Source organism: Clostridium sp. AM33-3 (genome assembly GCF_003480315.1).
Classification (GTDB): domain Bacteria; phylum Bacillota; class Clostridia; order Lachnospirales; family Lachnospiraceae; genus Brotaphodocola.
Genome location: NZ_QUIV01000008.1, coordinates 102,054 through 122,097 on the forward strand (window position 1 = coordinate 102,054; position 20,044 = coordinate 122,097).

The following is a 20,044-nucleotide window of genomic DNA, read 5'->3' on the forward strand; positions in this document are numbered from 1 at the left end:
CTATTATTCTTCATCAAAGGAATCATCGGTGTAATCGTCAGATTCCCCTTCGAAATCATCGCTGCTGTCATCGTCACCCTCGACGCCAACCAGCTCTCCATCCTTGAACTCCTGCTGCTGATAGCCGTAGTCGCCAAAGGACTCATCACGGTTGTAGCGGCTGTCACCCTCGATGATGTGACGCAGATCGGTCTCGCCGTAATCTACGTTCTCACCGATCTCAACCTCGGTTCCGTCGTCACGCAGTACGCTTACATCCAGGCCAAGGGACTGCAGCTCTTTTAACAGTACCTTGAAGGACTCCGGAATACCCGGCTCAGGGATGTTCTCGCCCTTGATGATCGCCTCGTAGGTCTTCACACGTCCGACAACATCATCGGACTTCACGGTCAGGATCTCCTGCAGGGTGTAGGATGCACCATACGCCTCCAGAGCCCAAACCTCCATCTCACCGAAACGCTGTCCGCCGAACTGTGCCTTACCACCCAGAGGCTGCTGGGTAACAAGGGAGTATGGGCCAGTGGAACGTGCATGGATCTTATCGTCAACCAGGTGATGCAGCTTCAGGTAATGCATGTGGCCGATGGTTACCGGGCTGTCAAAGTACTCTCCGGTACGTCCGTCACGCAGTCTTACTTTACCGTCGCGCCGGAGCGGAACGCCCTTCCACAGCTCACGGTGCTCCAGATGGGAGCCTAAGTAATCCATAACTTCCGGTTTCAGGATCTCTTTGTATTTCTCTTCAAACTCCTCCCAGGAGGTGTTTACGTAATCGTTGGCAATTTCCAGGGTATCCATGATGTCTACCTCGTTCGCGCCCTCGAATACCGGGGTGGAAATGTTAAAGCCCAGTGCCTTACATGCAAGGCTTAAGTGCATCTCCAGGACCTGTCCGATGTTCATTCGGGAAGGTACGCCCAGCGGGTTCAGCACGATATCCAGCGGACGTCCGTTCGGCAGGAACGGCATATCCTCTACCGGAAGCACGCGGGAAACGACACCCTTGTTACCATGACGTCCTGCCATCTTATCACCTACAGAAATCTTACGTTTCTGAGCAATATAAATGCGGACAGTCTGGTTTACGCCAGGAGCCAGCTCATCGCCGTTCTCTCTGGTAAATACTTTTGCGTCGATAATAACGCCGTAAGCACCGTGCGGTACCTTTAAGGAGGTATCTCTTACCTCTCTTGCCTTCTCACCGAAGATGGCACGCAGCAGTCTCTCCTCTGCAGTCAGCTCAGTCTCACCCTTCGGGGTAACCTTACCAACCAGGATATCACCGGCACGGACCTCTGCACCGATACGGATGATACCTCTCTCGTCCAGGTCCTTTAACGCATCGTCGCCGACACCCGGAACGTCGCGGGTGATCTCTTCCGGTCCGAGCTTGGTATCACGGGCTTCTGCCTCATACTCCTCAATATGAACGGAGGTGTAGACATCTTCCATAACCAGTCTCTCACTTAAGAGAACCGCATCCTCGTAGTTGTAACCCTCCCAGGTCATGAATCCGATCAGCGGGTTCTTACCGAGAGCGATCTCACCGTTGCTGGTAGACGGACCGTCTGCAATGACCTCGCCTGCCTCAACATGGTCGTTCTTATAAACGAGCGGCTTCTGGTTGTAGCAGTTGGACTGGTTGCTTCGGGAGAATTTGATCAGATGGTAAACATCTTTCGCGCCGTTGTCATCTCTCTTGATGATGATCTCGTTGGAAGCGGAACGCTCAACAACACCGGCATGCTTTGCAACAACGCAGACACCAGAGTCAACCGCAGACTTGCCCTCGATACCGGTACCTACTGCAGGAGCCTCGGTTCTTAAAAGCGGAACGGCCTGACGCTGCATGTTGGATCCCATCAGAGCACGGTTTGCATCGTCGTTCTGAAGGAACGGGATCATGGAGGTTGCTACGGAGAATACCATCTTAGGAGATACGTCCATTAAGTCGATGGCTCTCTTCTGGAACTCGGAAGTCTCCTCACGGAAACGGCCGGCTACGTTATTGTGTACGAAATAGCCATTCTCGTCTAACTGGGTGTTTGCCTGTGCGACAACGAAGTTATCCTCCTCGTCTGCGGTCAGGTATACAACCTCATCGGTTACACGCGGGTTGGCCGGATCGGTTTTATCTACAACACGGTACGGAGCCTCGATGAAGCCGTACTCATTGACCTTTGCATAGGTTGCCAGAGAGTTGATCAGACCGATGTTCGGTCCCTCAGGAGTCTCGATCGGGCACATACGTCCGTAATGGGTGTAATGTACATCTCGAACCTCGAATCCGGCACGGTCACGGGACAGACCGCCAGGTCCCAGTGCAGAGAGACGTCTCTTGTGAGTCAGCTCAGACAGCGGGTTGTTCTGGTCCATGAACTGGGACAGCTGGGAGCTTCCGAAGAACTCCTTCACTGCTGCGGTGACCGGTTTGATGTTGATCAGGGACTGCGGGGTAATGCCGTCCATATCCTGGGTGGTCATACGCTCTCTTACCACACGCTCCATACGGGACAGACCGATGCGGTACTGGTTCTGTAAGAGCTCACCGACGGCACGGATACGACGGTTGCCCAGATGGTCGATATCGTCCGGGGTACCGATTCCGCCTTCCAGATGCATGTTGTAGTTGATGGAAGCAATGATGTCTTCCTTGGTAATGTGCTTCGGAATCAGCTCGGTGATATTCTTATGAACCAGCTTCTTTAACTCTTCCTGGTCATCACCAGCTTCTTCCAGAATCGTTTTTAATACCGGATAATATACTAACTCTGTAACACCGGCTTCCTTCGGATCGAAGTCTACATATGCTGCCAGGTCAACCATTAAGTTGGACAGCACCTTGTAGTTTCTCTCCTCAGTCTGGATCATGACATACGGAACTGCCGCATTCTGCAGGGTAGTTGCCAGCTCTTTGTCGATCTTGGTACCAGCCTCTGCCAGAATCTCTCCGGTTGTCTCATCCACTACATCCTCAGCCAGGATCTGGCCTTTGATGCGGTTTTTAAAGTGAAGCTTCTTATTGAATTTATATCTGCCGACTTTGGCCAGGTCATAACGGCGCGGGTCAAAGAACATGCTGTTTAACAGGCTTTCTGCACTATCAACGGATAACGGCTCGCCCGGACGGATCTTGCGGTAGAGCTCTAACAGACCATCCTGATAGCTCTCTGCAGTATCTTTGCCAAAGCTTGCCAGCAGTTTCGGTTCTTCACCGAACAGATCAATGATCTCCGCATTGGTGCCATAGCCCAGTGCACGCACCAGTACGGTTACCGGAACCTTACGGGTACGGTCTACGCGAACGTAGAAGATATCATTGGAGTCAGTCTCATACTCAAGCCATGCACCACGGTTCGGGATTACGGTACAGGTGTACAGTTCCTTACCGATCTTGTCGTGTCCGATTCCGTAGTAAATGCCCGGAGAACGGACCAGCTGGCTTACGATAACTCGTTCAGCGCCGTTGATGACGAATGAGCCGGTATCGGTCATGAGCGGAAGATCTCCCATAAAGATCTCGTGCTCGTTGATCTCTTCTTTGTCCTTATTGTAAAGTCTTACCTTTACCTTTAAAGGTGCAGCGTAAGTTGCGTCGCGTTCTTTGCATTCTTCGATGTTGTATTTGACTTCATCTTTACATAATGTAAAATCAACGAATTCGAGGCTTAAATGACCTGCGAAATCGGAGATTGGGGAGATATCTTCAAATACTTCCTTCAATCCTTCATCGAGGAACCACTGATAGGAGTCTTTCTGAATCTCAATCAGGTTTGGCATCTCAAGAACTTCTTTCTGTCTTGAGTAGCTCATTCTAACGCTCTTTCCCGATGTGACCGGGCGCATTCTGCTTTTCTCCATTGACGTTTCACCCCTGTTTTCTAATCTAATTTCTGGCGTATTTTTGGGCGCAAAAAGCCCAGAACGCCACAATAGTGCACACTCCATAATATCATACGCCTGTCAAGGTGTCAAGTTTTTCCTTGATTTTTTTTGCCGAAAATGCTATACTTTTCGTACAGGTGTGTCCTGTTACACAAAAGAACCTAATGGAGGTATTGCCCAATGCATCTTGTTTTAAACGTTTTGCTGGTAATTCTGGTGATCGCAGTCATTGCTCTTGCGGTTCTGTACTTCTTGGGAAGGAAGCTCGAAAAACGTCAGGTTGAGCAGCAACAGCTTCTGGAAATGTCCAAACAGACGGTTTCCATGCTGGTCATCGACAAAAAGAAGATGAAGATCAAAGAATCCGGTCTTCCGAAAATCGTCTATGAGCAGACTCCGAAGTACATGCGCTGGGCGAAGGTTCCGGTTGTAAAGGCGAAGGTAGGTCCGAAGGTTATGACCCTGCTGGCAGATGAGCGCGTGTTTGCATCTCTCCCGGTTAAGACCGAGGCAAAAGTAGTCGTAAGCGGTCTTTACATTACCGAGATCAAGAGCGTCCGCGGCGGAGCGATCCCGCAGGCACCGAAGAAAAAAGGTTTCTTCGCAAGATTTAAAAAAGACAATTAAATCATGAACGCCAAAAGAAGAGGTAAGCGCCAGGCGCCTGCCTCTTCTTTTTCTTTACGCTTCCCCAAGCTCCAGCTTCGCACAGCCCTTGGATGTCACATCCAGGACAATGCGGCAGTCGGATACATGGTCGTAATTGATATCGAGGGAATACTCTACCTCTACCTTCAGGTGATCATCCTCTTCCTCAAAGCCAATCCGGCTCGTAGTCATCTCCACCAGCATCTCTCCCATGGGAGTCGCATAATGGGTCTGGGTCTTTTTGTCCACCTCAAACACCATACTGGCAGATATCGGCCCGCTTTTCCTGATCTCCAGCTTATCTGGTGTCAGCTTCATGGTGTTGCGGATCGTTCCGTCCGTTCCCTCCATGACCTCATCATAGATCAGGTAATGCTTGTTATTCTTCCAGAAGTAATCACCGGCCGTGATCACCTCTACCACGCCCTCATCGTCCTCCATGGACTGGAGGCCGCTTAAGCGAATCAGTACATCTCTTGTCATAATCCTCAACTCTCTTATGGCATTTCTATCGCATTTTTAATATTCTTCGATATTGATCTTCTTCGTTTCCTTTACATCTTCCGGTAATATGGAGCTTGCGAAATCTGTAAATTTCTCCGCCAGGTCACTGACATAAAACTGATACTTCTCCCCTGCAAACGGTGCGAACGGATCGCGGCTCAGCCCATGCTCCGCAAGAAGTCCGCGAAGCTCGATCGCGGTCTCATAAGCCGGATTCACCAGAGTGACATCCTCCCCCATCAGCCGTCTCATGGTAGAGCGCAGCAGCGGATAATGTGTACAGCCAAGCACCAGGGTGTCAATATAGCGCTCCTTCAAAATGCTCAGATACCGGGAAGCGATCTCATCTGTCACCGGATCATGAAGCCACCCTTCCTCCACCAGCGGAACAAACAGCGGACAGGATTTGCCGAACACCTGAATGCCCGGCTTCATCTTTTTCATGACCTCCGTGTAAATACCGCTGCCGATGGTCGCTTCCGTTCCAATGACACCGATACGGCCGTTTCTGGTAGATTCCACAGCCGTCTTTGCCCCGGCATGGATCACACCAATGATCGGAATATCCGACTCTGCCGCCACAGTATCCAGAGTCAGAGCCGTTGCCGTGTTGCAGGCAATGACAATGGCCTTCACCTCCCTGGTCCGCAGGAAACGGATAATCTGGCGGGAATAACGCAGGACCGTATCCCGGGATTTACTTCCGTAGGGGACCCTTGCGGTATCTCCAAAATAAACGATCCGCTCATCCGGCAGCTGCCGCATGATCTCTCTTGCTACCGTCAGGCCCCCCACACCGGAATCGAATACGCCAACCGGCGCGTTTCTGTCACTCATGGCTTCCTACCTCTCAAAGGCCAGGTCAATGAGGCGGTCTACCAGCTCCGGCTTTGAAATACCGGCAGCCTCCCAGAGCATCGGGTACATGCTGATGGCAGTAAAGCCCGGCATGGTATTGATCTCATTGAAGATGACCTCTCCATCGTTGGTAACAAAGAAGTCTACGCGGGACAGGCCATAGCCGTCTACTGCGTTAAAGATCTTTGCGGCTGCCTCTCGCACGCGTTCTGCGGAATCGCCCGGAAGCTCCGGTCCGATAACAGTGCGGGACTCTGCATTATTGTATTTTGCATCGAAATCATAGAACTCTGCTGCTGCCAGGATCTCGCCGACACCGGAAGCCTTTACCGGCTTCTGGCCGCCGCCAAGGACCGCACACTCTACCTCATGTCCCACGATGGTCTCCTCCACCAGGATCTTGCGGTCATGCTTCGCAGCCTCCTTTAAGGCTTCGATCAGCTCTCTGCGGGTTTCTGCTTTGTTTACACCGCGGGAAGAGCCTGCGTTGGACGGCTTTACGAATACCGGATACTGGAAATGAGTCTCCACTGCCGCTACCGGAATATCCATATCCTTTTCCATCTCCCAGCGCATCACCGGAACATATTTTGCCTGGCGGATGCCCAGGGTATCTACGATGATCTTTGTATACAGCTTATCCATGGATACCGCGGAAGCCAGCACACCGCAGCCTACATACGGGATCTTTGCCAGCTCGAACAGGCTCTGAACGGTACCGTCCTCACCGTAAAGGCCATGGAGAACCGGAAATGCCACATCGATCCTCTCTTCTCTGGTCACGCCGTTCTCCATAATGAGAGCGCACTTTTTTGTTGCATCCGGGGAGATAACAACCTCCACGCTGCTCCCTCTCCAGGCTCCGGAACGGATATCCTTCACGCTCTCTGCCTTCACCCAGTGTCCTTCCTCGGTAATGCCGATGAGGAGCAGGTCATACTTTTCTTTATTTATCTGGTCAATCACATTGGCCGCAGACACACAGGATACTACATGCTCTGAGGATTGTCCGCCGAACAGGACTGCGATTTTCTTTTTGCTCATAATGTTCCCTCTCTTTTCCAAAATATCTGATTAATTATACCATATCTGTCAACACTTAAGAAGTGACAGGGTATACAAGAATAGATTTTTTTCCCTGCCAGAAGGAGGCTTTTTCCATGAAACAAAAATTAGTTCTTCCCCTTCTTCTCCTTTCCCTGCTGCTTTCCATGGCAAACCTGCAGAAACACCGGGAAGCACTGGCAGACCGCATCGCCCCTTCCATTCTGCGCTTCCACATTCTCGCCAACAGCGATTCCAAAACCGATCAGGCCGTAAAGCTGGAGGTACGCAGTTTTCTTTTAGACTATATCCGGGACCACCTGCCGGAAAGCGCAGACAGCAAGAACGAGGTTTCCGGCTGGCTTTTCAAAAACAAAACCAGCCTGGAGACTGCCGCCAGTCGTTTTCTTGCCGAAAAGCAAATGCCCTATAGCGCTGCGCTTTCCCTGGAACGCACCTGGTTTCCCACAAGAGTCTACGATGATCTGGTGATCCCCTGCGGCACCTACGATGCCGCCCGTCTCATCCTCGGAAAAGGAAAGGGCCACAACTGGTGGTGCGTCCTCTACCCGCGGTTCTGTTTTCTCGATGAAGCCTGCAGAGAAATTCCGGAGGAAAGCCGCAGAGAGCTTCAGGAAAAACTGAATCAGGGCGATTATCCCCTACTTAAGGATCATCGCCCTGAACTGAATATTCGTTTTTTCTTTTTCCCGGATTTTCAGCCGGTGCTGCCATCACACAGCAGCGGCTGAACTTGTTTTGGCCCAGGCTATTCTATGGACGCCAGGCCCTGAACACCCCAGTTATAGGTTTCCATGGCCAGGCGCAGCGCAGTATCTGCGCTCTCATAGGAACTCTTTGCCTGATAATAGGAAATCTCGGTGCCAATATAATCGGATTCTCCGAGAAGTCCCATCTGATACATGCGTGTATATTTGTCGTGTGTCTTCTGAGCTGCCTGATAACCGGCTCTTGCACCTTCGAATGCCTCTTTCTGTGTATATACATCGTTGTACAGGCGCTTCATCTCAATAGTCAGCTTCTGTTCGCCCTCCTCGATCACACCGAGACGGCTCTCGATACTGGCATTGCTGGTTCCCTTTGCGGAGGTACGCTGGCTGATCAGGGTGCTGTTATTGCCGATCGCCTTCTTCGTATCTTCCTCCAGATTCATCTGATCGATCTGAGTCAGATCAGTCTCCGGGATCGGAGCAAGCTCCGGGGAAGCATCCGCCGCCCATCCGGTCAGAGTACATAACGTAGGCTTTAACTGCAGCAGTCCGCCGTCTAAAGATGCCACGGAGCTTGCCGCGGAAAGCCGGTTGGTCTGGGCTGTCAGCACATCCTGATCGGTTGCCATGCCAAGGGCATGCTTGTTTACCGCGATCTCATACTGCTTTGCGTAAAGCTCCTGCAGCTTTTCCAGGGTATTGCGCTGTTTTAACAGCGAATCGTACGTGATCATCAGAGACTGCGCCGCCTTCGTGATCTGCTTTTCGCCCTTCTGAATACCGACCACCGTTTTCCGGTTGTACAGATCGGTGCTGCGCAGGCCCGATGCAACCTTGCCAAGGATGATTTCCTGCATGGTATAATTTCCGTATCCTGTCCAGTTTCCCTGATCCTTCGCCTCGTCCTTCAGATTTTTCATCTTGCCGCGCTGACTGTCCAGCTCCTGGATATTCCGGTCAATTTTTTCCTTGCTTTCCCGCAGGTTTTTCCAGATTTCCGAAATGCTGCTGTTATAGACATGCACCAGATCTGGAATCTCATCATATTCCAGCACGTTGTCCTGAAGCTTTGCCCAGGTCTCTGCATCGTAGGTGTCCTCCGGATTTCCGGTGACCGGGGCATACGCCGCAAATGCAGTGCCCGGCATTGCCGCAAGGAGCATGGTGCCTGCAAGTACTGCTGCTCCCACACGTTTCAGATATGCCTTCCGGCTGCAATTTTTTCTCATCCTGTTCACCGCCTTATGATGCATTTGCCAGGCCATTCAGTACCCACTCATAGGACTGGATTGCCTGGAGCAGGTTATACTTTGCAATCTGTGCCTGGATCACGGCAGAATCGTATGCATACTTTCTGTTCAGATAGTCCATCTTCCCGATCATGCCAAGCTGATATTGGCGTTCCGTTGTCTGCATGGTCTTTTCCTGCAGCTGAGCCTGTGCTCCCTTCAGGTCCATGGAAGCCTTCGCTGCCAGCACATTCTGATAGCTGCCGGTTACGGAAGCTCCGATGGTCTGGGTATCCTCCCGGATGGTTTTCTCCAGGGTTTCTTTCGTATCATCGCTCTTTGCGTTTTCCAGCTTCCGTTTATTTACCTTCATGGTGTAGCTGTTTTCCACCGCCTGCGCTTTATCCGCAGCAGGATTCATGGCCGCAATCCGGTCCGGATCCGGCTCCGGCAGCGTGCCGATCTCCGGCCGGTCATCATGCTTCCAGCCCAGAGCAACAAACAGCTTTTCCTGGTTGTTCTCAATGGTATTCTGATCATCCAGAATCGCCTTGTTCGCATTTCTTAAGCTTTCCTCCGCAGACAGGACATCCACATCGGTTGCCATCCCCAGAGACTGTCGGTTCTGAACGCTCTGATACGTCTCGGTCAGCAGCTCCTGATTCTTCTGATCCAGCTCCAGCTGCAGCTGATTTACATAATATGCGATCATCTGCTGCTGGGCATTGGAAGTCAGCATGGCCTCCGCGGAAGCATAATTATAATAGTAGGTCATGTAATCATCCACCGCTTCATCGGCGGATTTTCTCCAGTTATCGATCTGCATCTCACTGGTCACAATGGCCGTCATAATACTTGCATAGGAAGTATCATCCACATCCGGGTAGCTTAAGCTGGCTTCCAGATCGTCTGCCAGTTCCCGGTAGCGGTTGGCCCATTCGTCATTGCTCTCGCCGTAATCCTTACGGAATTTGCTTAAGTCAATGGCATTTTTCTGGACGGTCGCATTGTATTCGTGGATCAGATCTGCAATCTCATCGTACTCGATCTTATTGTCCTGTAATCTGGCCCACTCCTCTGCACTGCGTGAAAACTCCGGGCTGGCAGCAAACGCCGTAACCGGCGCTGCTGTCATCATCACTCCGGCCATTCCCAGAGATAATGCCTGTTTTAATCGTTTCATCTAACATCCTCCGAAGCCGTCTGGCTTATTAATCGTAATGGGGTTCCGGTTTCTTTTTCGGGCTCATAACCTCATAGTAGATCGGCAGCATTAAGAGTGCCAGCACAGTGGAAGCCACGAGACCTCCCACATCTACCAGGGCCAGACCCTGCATGCTCTTACCGCTGTCACCGTAGGCCAGCGCCATCGGGATCATGGATACAATGGTCGTTAACGTTGTCATCAGGATCGGGCGCAGACGGGTCGCACCGGCCTCGATCAGGGCGGTGTCGCGGTCCATCTCACTGCGGTACTGGTTTACGGTATCGACATACAGGATACCGTTGTTTACTACGGTTCCGACTAACATCAGGAATCCCAGCAGGGATACCATACTGATCGGGCAGTCCGCCAGGTATAAAAGTCCGAAGGAACCGATCAGGGAGAACGGAATGGTGGTCATGACCATCAGAGAGAACTTCGGTGACTCAAACTGTGCTGCCATGACTACGAAAATCAGGAAAATTGCCGTGATGATCGCGGTGCCCAGGTTTCCGAACTCCTCCTTCATGCTCTCATCCTGGGAGTTTAATCCACGGGTGATGGTCGGAGTCAGGTGCTTGCTTACTACTTCATTGTATAACTTATTCTCGATCGCATCGATCTGGCGGGCATCATCGGTCGGAACATCACCGGTGATGGTTACCTGATACTGCTTATCCTTTCTGGTAATGGTGTTCGGGCTGTCCTGGAAAACAATATCTGCCACATCTGCCAGTGCCACGGAGCCGCCTGCGTTTCCGGTCAGGACAATGCCCTTCAGCTTGTCGATGGTGTCGTACTCATCCTCCGGGTACTCGACCATAACACTGACATCATCGCCATCTACGTTTAAGGTGGTTGCTTCCTTGCCGCCCAGCATGCTGCTGACGGTGCCTGCGATCTGAAGCGGAGTGATATTCTCCGCGTTTGCCTTCACAGCATCAATGTTCAGCTTGACAACCGGCGCCGCATTCTCCAGGGTACTGTGCACCTTGGAAACCTCCGGACGTGCAAGCAGCTCTTTGGTAATCTGGTCAGATGCGCTTTTGAGCTCATCGTACTGGGTACCCTGTAAAATATACTCAATACCGCTGGTGCTGCTAGTCATCGTAGACGAGGACGCGATGTCCATGGAAATGTTTGCGCCTGCGATCTGGTTTAACAGCGGCTTCCACTCCTTGATGACCTCATTGGTCTCACGCTTTCTGTCATCCTTTAAGTAAGCAGTCAGCGTTGCGCCGGAGCTGGTCATGGCAGACATACCGCTTCCACCGGAGGTTAACATATAGGAATCCAGGTCTTCATCTGCGGTAACGATCTTCTCTACCTGCTCGTAAATCCTGTCTTCCTCCTCCAGGGTCAGACCCGGACGGGTTTCAATGCTGACAGAGATCTCACCGGTATCATCGGAAACCATCAGCTCCATGCGCAGCTGAGAAGCCATCCAGAAGGCAGCCACCAGCAATGCAACAGAAGTGAAGAGGACGGTTTTCTTTTTCTTCAGCAGCACCTTCATGATGCTGCGATAGCCATTCTGCATGGCACGGATCAAAGCACCGACCGGAGATTCCTCCTTCTCCTGCGGGCGGTAGAAGCAGTAACAAAGCGGAACGATGGTCATTGCACTGATGAGGGATGCCACCATACAGAAGATGATCGTAAAGCCTAACGGCTTGAACATCTGGCCTGTCAGGCCCTGAAGCAGAGCCAGCGGCAGGAATACAACACAGGTGGTCACGGTACTTCCGATAATGGACTGCAGCACAATGCCGCTTCCCTCCAGGGCAGCCTCCCGGTATCCCACAATGCCTTTTCCCTTGGTGGAACGGAAGCAGCTCTCCAGCACTACAATGGAGTTATCTACCATCATACCTACACCAAGTACCAGGCTCGATAAGGTAACTACGTTTAAGGAGAAGCCCATAACCTGGATCAGGATCAGGGCAACCAGGATGGAGATCGGGATGGAGGTACCAACGATCAGGGATGCCTTGATCTCACCAAAGAACAGGAAGATGATCAGCATGGAGACCACAACTGCCATCACCATGGTCTGCATAACGCTCTTTAAGGAAGAGTTGATCTCATCACTGGTATCACTTACGGTGATGATCTCCAGATTCTCATCTGCATCGGTCAGATTCTTGATGGTCTTCTTGACTGCCTTAGAAACATCCACCGCAGAAGCGCTCTGCTGCTTCTTGATACCGATGGAAATGGTATCCTCACCGTTATAACGCGCAATACTGCTGGCATCCTCTTTCGCCATCTGAACGTTTGCGACATCAGACAGGTAGATCACATTGCCATTTCCGAGATTTAACGGAATGCTCTTTAATAATTCTTCTGTGTCATACTGGGTTCCGGCACTGACGGAAAGCTTCTGGCCTCCCACAATGGTGTCACCGGCCGGATAGGTAAAGTCTGCGCTGCCGATGGCAGTAGCCACAGAAGAAAGGTTTAAATGATACTGCTCCAGCTTCTCCGGAATCAGCTGTACCTGAATGTACTCCTTCTGTCCGCCGCTGATGCTGACATCGGTAACGGTGGTGATCTTCTCAAACTCCGGAACGATCTTGTTGTTTACATAGTTGTAAAGGTCGGACTGCGCCTTGTTATTGACCGACAGGGACACGGTATCCATCTCGTCAATATTCATCTCTATGATAACCGGGGCATTGCAGTCGTCCGGGAGATCTCCCTCCAGGGCATCCATCTTCTTCTTTAAGTCATCGTATGCTTCATCGATGTCTTTGCCATAATCATACTGGATGATGACCAGAGATACGTTTTCCATGGAGCGGGACTGAATGGTATCAACACCGCTTAAGGAGCCTATCTCTTTCTCGATCTTCGTACTTACCAGATCATTTACATCCTCCGGGCTGGCTCCCGGATATACAGAATATACAATAAGTACCGGCATTTCCATGGTCGGCATCAGCTCCAGCTTTGCGCCAAGAACAGACTGAAGACCGAACACGATCAGGCACAGGATTACCATAACAACGGTAACCGGCCGCTTCAGGACTGATTTTGTTAATCCCATTGATGTTTTCCTCCTTCTGCTCTCACACTAGTTGCCGCTTGTCTCTTCGCCGGAAGCCTCTGTGCTTTCTGCATTGTCTGCGCTCTGCGCATCCGCAGAGGTCTCTGCTGATGCATCTGCTGCCTGGGTATCTGCTGCCGCATTCGGGTCTGCCTTCTGTACCTGGGAACCCTCATACAGCTCAGAGCTCCAGGTGGTGATCACTTCATCGGATGCATTGATGCCGGAAAGGATCTGTGCCTTTTTGGAATCGTATAAGCCAACCTCCACCGGAACGTAATGAACGGTTCCGTTGTCGTATGTATACACATAAGCATCGCCGCCGGAATAGTAAACTGCGTCAACCGGAATGGTCAGCACATTGTCCGCGCGGTCGGAAATAACGGAAAGCTTGGTGGTAGAACCGGTTGGGAGCGCATCGCCGTTTTCCACGGAGGCCTTTACCTTAAAGAGTCCTGTGGAATCGTCAATCATGCTGCTGACCTCGTTGATGGTGCCCTGGTAATCGGTACCATTCTTATCTACGCTGATCGGATCGCCTACATGCAGCTCGGTTACCACCTTCTCCGGAACGGAAAAGGTGATGGACTTGCTGCCCGCGCCGGAAATCACGGCCAGAAGCACCTGGGAAGCCACGTTATCGTGCACCTCAATGTTGCAGGTCTCCACCTTGCCGGAAATCGGTGCAGTCACGTTTGCAAACTCCACCTGATAATCATAGTTCAGCTTTGCGGAATCATAGGCAATTTGGGCATTCCTGGCCTGAGTCTGAGCCTGTTCAAATGCCACACTTGCGATATCACCTGCCGCGAACAGCGCCTGTTGACGTCCCAGATTGGTATTGGCATCGTTCATAGCCTGCTGCGCGGATTCCATCTGGAGTCTCGCTGCCTCAACCTGCTTGGTATCAATCTTGCAGATTGGCTGTCCCTCCTGTACCATATCGCCTGCTTTTACGAACACATCGGTGATCTCACCAGCTGCCTTCGGATAAATGTAAACCACATCAGACGGCTCTACCTTGCCCACCAGGCTGCGGTACAGTTCAATGCTTCCCATCTGCGGGTTCTCTACGTTCACCACCGGAATCAGGGTTTCCTCCTCCACCGGCTTTTTGCGCATTGCGCTGATGCCGGCCGCAACCGCAATCACCGCTACGACCACTCCTGCAATTACCACTTTCTTTTTCATAGCTGTCTCCTCTTATTTTCCACTTTTTATGATCGTGATTCTTTCATACTTATTACGAAATCAGGGCTCCATGCTTAATCACTTCCAGGGAATCCAGATAACGTTTCCGGATCTGATCCAGCTGATCCGGCTGCTCATAGTAAAAGCGCACCGCTAAAATCAGGGATGTAACACCAAGCTGCAGCACAACATCCAGTTCCTCCTCCGAACGTCTTGCAAACCGCTCCATACGGATCCGTTTTGCGAGCCACTGGGTCGTTTTTTCTTTTCCCGGGCTTCCCATGGGCGGTCTGTATCCGATTTCAAAGCCCATGGCCCTGGTATTCTCCTGGTAGGAGCAGACATTACGCACCAGCTGTACCATCTCCTTCGACTCTTCCAGCTTGCGGATCGTAAACTCAAACAGCCATTCCAGCATGTCGAAGAGATTACCGTCATTTTTGTCCAGCTCCCTTTCGCAGCATTCCTGCATCTGTCTCGCATTGTCCTCAAAAATATAGCGGACCACATCCTGCTTATCTTCAAAATAGGTGTAAAAGCTTCCGCGGGAAATATCCGCGTTCTGTATGATCTGGTTGATGGAGGCCTTCTCAAAGGGAACTCGCGCAAATTCCTTGATGGCGGCCTGCCGGATCACCTGCTTTTTCGCTTCCGGAAGACGATAAAATCGTTCCGTAGGCATGTTAAGCACCTCCTTCCCGTTTCTCTTTTGTAAAAATATTTCATTTTGTTTATTTTATGACAATCTGTCACTTTTTAGTGTGACAATGTGTCATATTATAATGACAGCCTGTCACATTGTCAAGTGTTCCGGAAATATTTTATACTTTCTTTACAGTTTTTTAACGCCTTCTGTTAGAGTTCCGTTAAGATTTTACTCTCCCGACGCATTTTCTTATTTTACTGTTACAATAGAATCGGAAATTTATTTCTGAAATGGAAAAATCAGAAGAATAACACACGGAGGATGTCCATGGACACCAGACAAATCGAATATATTCTGCAGATCGCAGAAGAAAACAACATCACCAAAGCAGCAGAAAAGCTGTTCATTACCCAGTCTGCCTTAAACCAGCAGCTGTTAAAGCTGGAACGGGAGCTTGGCACGCCTCTGTTTCAGCGCACCAAAAACAAGTGGTGCCTGACCGATGCCGGGCGCATCTATGTGGAGGGCGCCAGAAAAATGATGCAGATCAAAAAAGATACTTATAATCAGCTCTACGATGTTTCCCTCCTGCGCAAGGGACTTTTAAACATTGGTCTCTGCCCCGGACGCGGGCTTGATATGTTCACCGCCATCTACCCGGAGCTTCACCGCTCCATGCCAAACCTCACCATACGGCCTCTGGAAATGCGGGTAGCCCCCCAGCAGGCTGCCATTGCCGCCGGAGATCTGGATGTCGGCTTTCAGGTCCTTTCCAGATCCGACTGGCAGAAAAACCAGTATGAGGTACTTGGGAGCGAAGAACTGATCGCCATCATCCCGGCCGTCCACCCGGTGGCGCAAAAAGCTGCCCCGCCGGGAGAACCCCTGGCCACACTGGATTTAAACGAGATCCGTTACGAGCCCTTTGTACTGATGGACCGCAATTCCACGCTGCGCAGCCTCTGTGACCAGATCTTTGCCCGCAGCGGTTTTCAGCCAAACGTCCTGTTTGAAAGCAACAACACCGCCGGTATTGTATCCCTGGTAAAATCCACCATCTGCTGCGGCATTGTTCCCTGGTACTATACAAGGATCCCATCGGATGAGCTGGCCTGTTTCCGTCTGCCGGGACATCCCTCCTGGGACATTACCGTCAGCTATCCCACCACCGGCTACTTAAGCACCGGCGCCCGGGAATTCATCCGGCTCGCCAGTGAGTGGTGGAAAACGATCCAGCCGGATCAGATCTGAGCCTGATTCTCCTTTAACCATAAAGGCCCCGCCAAAGCCGCCATCTCCGGCGTGCTTTCACGGGGCCTTTGCTTCTGTTTTTCTGAATCAGCGGTTACTGGTCGATGCTCTGTTTTTTGATCTTGTACGCTTTTAATTCCTTCATGACGGTCCATACCAGGACTCCGATGGCAACAAAGAAGAATGCATCAAAGATCGGTCTTGCAAAGAATGCGCCAAAGGACTTGTACTGCATGATACCTCGTCTTAAGTAGGTTTCCAGCATCTCACCAATCAGGAAACACAGAACAAACGGAGTAGTCGGCAGGCTGAATTTATGGTACACATAGCCTACGATACCAAAGATCAGGATGGACTGTACATCAAAGATCCGGTTGTTGGTCGCATACGCGCCGACACAGCAAAGAACCAGGATCAGCGGAAGCAGGATGTGCTTCGGAACCTTTAATACCTGAACGAAGCCCTTGATACAGGTCCACTCAACCACCAGCATGATCAGGGTACACAGCATGCAGGCTGCAAAGATTCCGTATACAACATCTGCATTTTTCACGAAAAGCAGCGGACCTGCAGACAGGCCATGGATCAGAAAGCCGCCTAACATCATTGCGGTAACGCCGTCACCCGGGATACCAAGTACCAGAAGCGGGATCATAGCGCCTCCAATGGTAGCGTTGTTGGCAGACTCAGTTGCTACAACACCGTCCGGACAGCCCTTACCAAACTCCTCCGGGTGCTTGGACATGTTCTTTGCGGTTACATAAGACAGCATACCGGAAGTAGAACCGCCGATACCCGGCAGGATACCGATACCGGTACCGATCAGCGCGGAACGGAAGAAGTTCGGCAGATGATACACAAATTCCTGCCAGCTAAAGCCAAAGCCTTTTACCTTCTTGATCGGAATGGTTTCTACACGTCCGCCCTTCATGCTTTCCGCGGTAACCAGGATATCCGCGATCGCAAAGATACCGATCAGAGTCGGAAGCGTGTCAAAGCCTGCCATCAGGTTGTGTGAACCGAAGGTGAATCGCGGTGTTCCGTCAATCGGAGCCATGCCGACCAGGGTAAACATCAGGCCAAACAGACCGGCCAGCAGACCGCGGATCATGTTACCGGAAGAAAGGATCGCAACCATCGTCAGTGCGAAGAAGCAGATACCAAAGTTCTCAGCCGGAGTAAATTTCAGGGCAACATCTGCCAGAAGCGGTGCACAGAAGGTTAAAATCAGGAAAGAGAAAATGGAACCCAGAGCCGAGAACACAATACCAAGTCCCAGAGCCTTCATGGCTTCACCGCGTTTTGCCATTGGATGACCGTCAAAACAGGTCGCAATGGAAGATGCAGTACCCGGCATATTTAACAGGATTGCAGAGATCAGTCCGCCAGAAATACCTCCGATATAAACCGCTACCAGTGTATTAAGTCCCATAGATGGTGTCATACTGAAGGTAAGCGGCAGCATCAGCGCTACTGCCATGGACGCGGACAGTCCCGGGATAGAACCAAATATAATACCAATCGCAACACCGGCAATCATCATAAGGATGGAGGCCGGATGTAAAATACCGACAAACGCACTTCCTAAAAGTCCCAATGCCTGCATAATCTTTGTCCTCCTTATTATAATCGAATCGTAAAAATACCTGCCGGCAGCACAATCTTGAAGCCATAGCGGAACAGGAAAAAGACTGCCAGGGTAAACACTACATTGATCACGGCCAGACGGATGATATGCTTTACGTCACGCTCGTCATCCGGTGACAGAATCACCATCTGGAACATCAGATACAGCAGAGTCGAAATGATAAATCCGATTGGCTGAAGGATAAACACATAAATCAGAACCAAAATGACACTGGAGATCACACGCTTGTAATCACAATCCGGGATTTCCGCATGCTCCAGCTCCTTCCCATGCATTTTGAAATTTTTGATACTTAAAAATGTCAGGATTGCTGCCAGGATAAAGGTAACTGAACCAATTACCGTAGGCATGAAATCCGGTCCGATCTCCATGACTTTGGATTTCGGAAGTGCCTGGGCCAGGATGATCAGCAAAGCTCCCAGCACCATGAAAAATACGCCAACTACGATGTCTCCGTACTTTTTAAAAAACATACCTCTCATCTCCTTCTTTTTATTGAACTGCGTTTATTCTCTTTCCCGACTTCTGTCCGGTACTCGTTTCGCACCTCTTACCCGGATTATAACAACGCATGATTCAAAATGGAAATTCGCCAAACTGCGATTTTATAAAGTTTTTCTAATAGTTTAATTTGTGTTAAGAACCATGAATTTCCATATAATTTTCGTTATCAAAGCGTAAAAAATCCATATAGAAGCAAACAAAAGATGTATATTTTTCTAAATGCGTCAAAAAAAGGCTTATAAATTCAGAATTTTCTGATTTTATGAGCCTTTTGTTTTTCTTTTATCTTATCACTCTTTTTTATCTGGCCTATGCCTGTTCCGGTGCGTCTGCTGCAGGTGCTTTCGCCGCCGGTACCTCTGCTGCAGACGTTTCTGCCTCCGGTAGCTTCAGCTCTCCGCGCATGTATTTGTCCATAGCTTCTGCCACCTGCTTCGCATACGCAGTTGCCTGCACTACCGTCTTTGCACCTAATACCACATCACCGGCCGCGAAAATACCCGGATGCGTCGTCTCTCCGAAGCTGTTGGTCACAAGAAGTCCGTTTGCGGAAGCCTTCAGGCCTTCTGTCGTATTGACCAGCTTACTCTTCGGTCCCTGGCTGATCGAGATGATCACACTGTCCGCCTGTACCTGAACCGGAGTCGGATCCATTCCGGTCTGATTTCCATCCTCATCAAACAGGATCTTTTTGAACACCGGGCCATCATCGTTGATTTCCACCGGCTGCCAGCCAAATGCCAGCTCCGCGCCGTCCAGCTTTGCGTAGGCTGTCTCATGCTCGCTTGCCTGGCTGGTCAGTCCGCGGGCATACAGCGTTACATGGCGGCTTCCCTTGCGCAGAGCAGTTCTTGCCACATCCATGGCAGAATTGCCCATACCGATGATCGCCACATGATCACCCAGATCATAGGAATCCGGATTTGCCAGATAATCAATCGCAAAGTGTACATTTCCCAGAGACTCACCTTTGATTCCCAGCGTTTTCGGTCTCCATACACCGGTTCCGATGAAAATACTCTGGTAACCGTCCCGGAACAGGTCCTTGATCTCCAGCGCGCCGCCGATGGTGGTGTTTGGGCGGATCTTAATACCGATCTCGCGCAGTTTGTTCTTATACCGCTCCAGAATAGACTTCGGCAGACGGAACGCCGGAATACCGTACTGCAGCACACCGCCGATCTTATCCCTGGAATCAAAGATCGTCACGCCATAGCCCTTCTTCGCCAGCAGAATGGCGATGGTAATACCTGCAGGGCCAGCACCGATCACAGCAACCTTCTTGCCATTCTTCGGCTGGCACGGAATCTGCATTTTATCAAAATAAGTATCGGAAACATAATTCTCAATGCTGCTGATATGCACCGGCTCCCCCTTGCGGCCCAGCACGCAATGCCCCTCACACTGGTTCTCATGGTTGCAGACCAGGGAACAGATCATGGACATGGGATTGTTCTCAAACAGCATCTCCCCCGCCTCATTTAAGTTTCCTTCTTTAAATGCCTTGATCATCATAGGGATCGGGGTATGGATCGGACAACCCTGCATACACATCGGTTTCTTGCAATTCAGACAACGGTTTGCTTCATTAATTACATGTACTGCCATAGCTTACTCTCCCTTTTGTTCCGGCCGCCTCTCAGACAGGTCGG

15 protein-coding genes are annotated in these 20,044 nt (G+C 50.7%); 3 read left to right on the plus strand and 12 right to left on the minus strand.

The window, feature by feature from the left end; translation table 11 throughout:
* Positions 1-3 precede the first annotated feature (3 nt).
* Positions 4-3,861 carry a DNA-directed RNA polymerase subunit beta gene (locus DW819_RS06735; protein WP_118732632.1) on the minus strand — a complete coding sequence of 1,286 codons (3,858 nt, stop codon included), beginning with the start codon at positions 3,859-3,861 and terminating at the stop codon, positions 4-6.
* A gap of 204 nt (positions 3,862-4,065) precedes the next feature.
* Here DW819_RS06735 and DW819_RS06740 point away from each other — a divergent pair, with 204 nt between their 5' ends.
* Positions 4,066-4,512 carry a hypothetical protein gene (locus tag DW819_RS06740; protein ID WP_118732633.1) on the plus strand — a complete coding sequence of 149 codons (447 nt, stop codon included), beginning with the start codon at positions 4,066-4,068 and terminating at the stop codon, positions 4,510-4,512.
* Between the two features lie 54 nt (positions 4,513-4,566).
* On the opposite strand, the gene DW819_RS06745 is transcribed toward DW819_RS06740, so the two are convergent.
* From DW819_RS06745 to DW819_RS06755, 3 genes are read right to left on the minus strand one after another with little or no spacing between them, the layout of a single operon-like run.
* Positions 4,567-5,016, minus strand: a complete 450-nt coding sequence (locus tag DW819_RS06745) for a DUF1934 domain-containing protein (RefSeq protein WP_118732634.1) — start codon at positions 5,014-5,016, stop codon at positions 4,567-4,569.
* Positions 5,017-5,052: 36 nt separating this feature from the next.
* On the minus strand, positions 5,053-5,874 hold the full coding sequence (murI, locus tag DW819_RS06750; RefSeq protein ID WP_118732635.1) for a glutamate racemase: 822 nt from the start codon (positions 5,872-5,874) through the stop codon (positions 5,053-5,055).
* A 6-nt stretch (positions 5,875-5,880) separates the two neighbouring features.
* On the minus strand, positions 5,881-6,939 hold the full coding sequence (locus DW819_RS06755) for a D-alanine--D-alanine ligase family protein (RefSeq protein ID WP_118732636.1): 1,059 nt from the start codon (positions 6,937-6,939) through the stop codon (positions 5,881-5,883).
* A 116-nt stretch (positions 6,940-7,055) separates the two neighbouring features.
* Here DW819_RS06755 and DW819_RS06760 point away from each other — a divergent pair, with 116 nt between their 5' ends.
* Entirely contained in the window at positions 7,056-7,691 is a 636-nt protein-coding gene (locus tag DW819_RS06760; RefSeq protein WP_118732637.1) for a stage II sporulation protein R, read from the plus strand.
* 17 nt (positions 7,692-7,708) lie between these two features.
* Here the strand turns inward: DW819_RS06760 and DW819_RS06765 are convergent, their stop codons facing one another.
* Genes DW819_RS06765 through DW819_RS06785 form a run of 5 tightly spaced genes read right to left on the minus strand, consistent with a single transcriptional unit; the run spans position 7,709 to position 15,025 of the window.
* On the minus strand, positions 7,709-8,899 hold the full coding sequence (locus DW819_RS06765; RefSeq protein ID WP_182432581.1) for a TolC family protein: 1,191 nt from the start codon (positions 8,897-8,899) through the stop codon (positions 7,709-7,711).
* Between the two features lie 13 nt (positions 8,900-8,912).
* Positions 8,913-10,082 (minus strand): TolC family protein, encoded by a 1,170-nt coding sequence (locus DW819_RS06770; RefSeq protein ID WP_118732639.1) that lies wholly within the window; start codon positions 10,080-10,082, stop codon positions 8,913-8,915.
* A gap of 28 nt (positions 10,083-10,110) precedes the next feature.
* Complete coding sequence (locus DW819_RS06775; RefSeq protein ID WP_118732640.1) at positions 10,111-13,152, minus strand: efflux RND transporter permease subunit; 3,042 nt, start codon at positions 13,150-13,152, stop codon at positions 10,111-10,113.
* A 27-nt stretch (positions 13,153-13,179) separates the two neighbouring features.
* Positions 13,180-14,343, minus strand: a complete 1,164-nt coding sequence (locus DW819_RS06780) for an efflux RND transporter periplasmic adaptor subunit (protein WP_118732641.1) — start codon at positions 14,341-14,343, stop codon at positions 13,180-13,182.
* 52 nt (positions 14,344-14,395) lie between these two features.
* Positions 14,396-15,025, minus strand: coding sequence for a TetR/AcrR family transcriptional regulator (locus tag DW819_RS06785; RefSeq protein WP_118531668.1), 630 nt, complete (start codon positions 15,023-15,025; stop codon positions 14,396-14,398).
* 291 nt (positions 15,026-15,316) lie between these two features.
* Here DW819_RS06785 and DW819_RS06790 point away from each other — a divergent pair, with 291 nt between their 5' ends.
* Complete coding sequence (locus DW819_RS06790) at positions 15,317-16,240, plus strand: LysR family transcriptional regulator (protein WP_118531666.1); 924 nt, start codon at positions 15,317-15,319, stop codon at positions 16,238-16,240.
* 94 nt (positions 16,241-16,334) lie between these two features.
* On the opposite strand, the gene DW819_RS06795 is transcribed toward DW819_RS06790, so the two are convergent.
* The 3 genes from DW819_RS06795 to DW819_RS06805 form a co-directional block, all read right to left on the minus strand.
* Positions 16,335-17,846 (minus strand): tripartite tricarboxylate transporter permease, encoded by a 1,512-nt coding sequence (locus tag DW819_RS06795; protein ID WP_118732642.1) that lies wholly within the window; start codon positions 17,844-17,846, stop codon positions 16,335-16,337.
* 17 nt (positions 17,847-17,863) lie between these two features.
* Entirely contained in the window at positions 17,864-18,361 is a 498-nt protein-coding gene (locus DW819_RS06800; RefSeq protein WP_118732643.1) for a tripartite tricarboxylate transporter TctB family protein, read from the minus strand.
* A gap of 340 nt (positions 18,362-18,701) precedes the next feature.
* Positions 18,702-20,000 carry an NAD(P)-dependent oxidoreductase gene (locus tag DW819_RS06805; RefSeq protein ID WP_118732644.1) on the minus strand — a complete coding sequence of 433 codons (1,299 nt, stop codon included), beginning with the start codon at positions 19,998-20,000 and terminating at the stop codon, positions 18,702-18,704.
* Between the last annotated feature and the right edge of the window lie 44 nt (positions 20,001-20,044).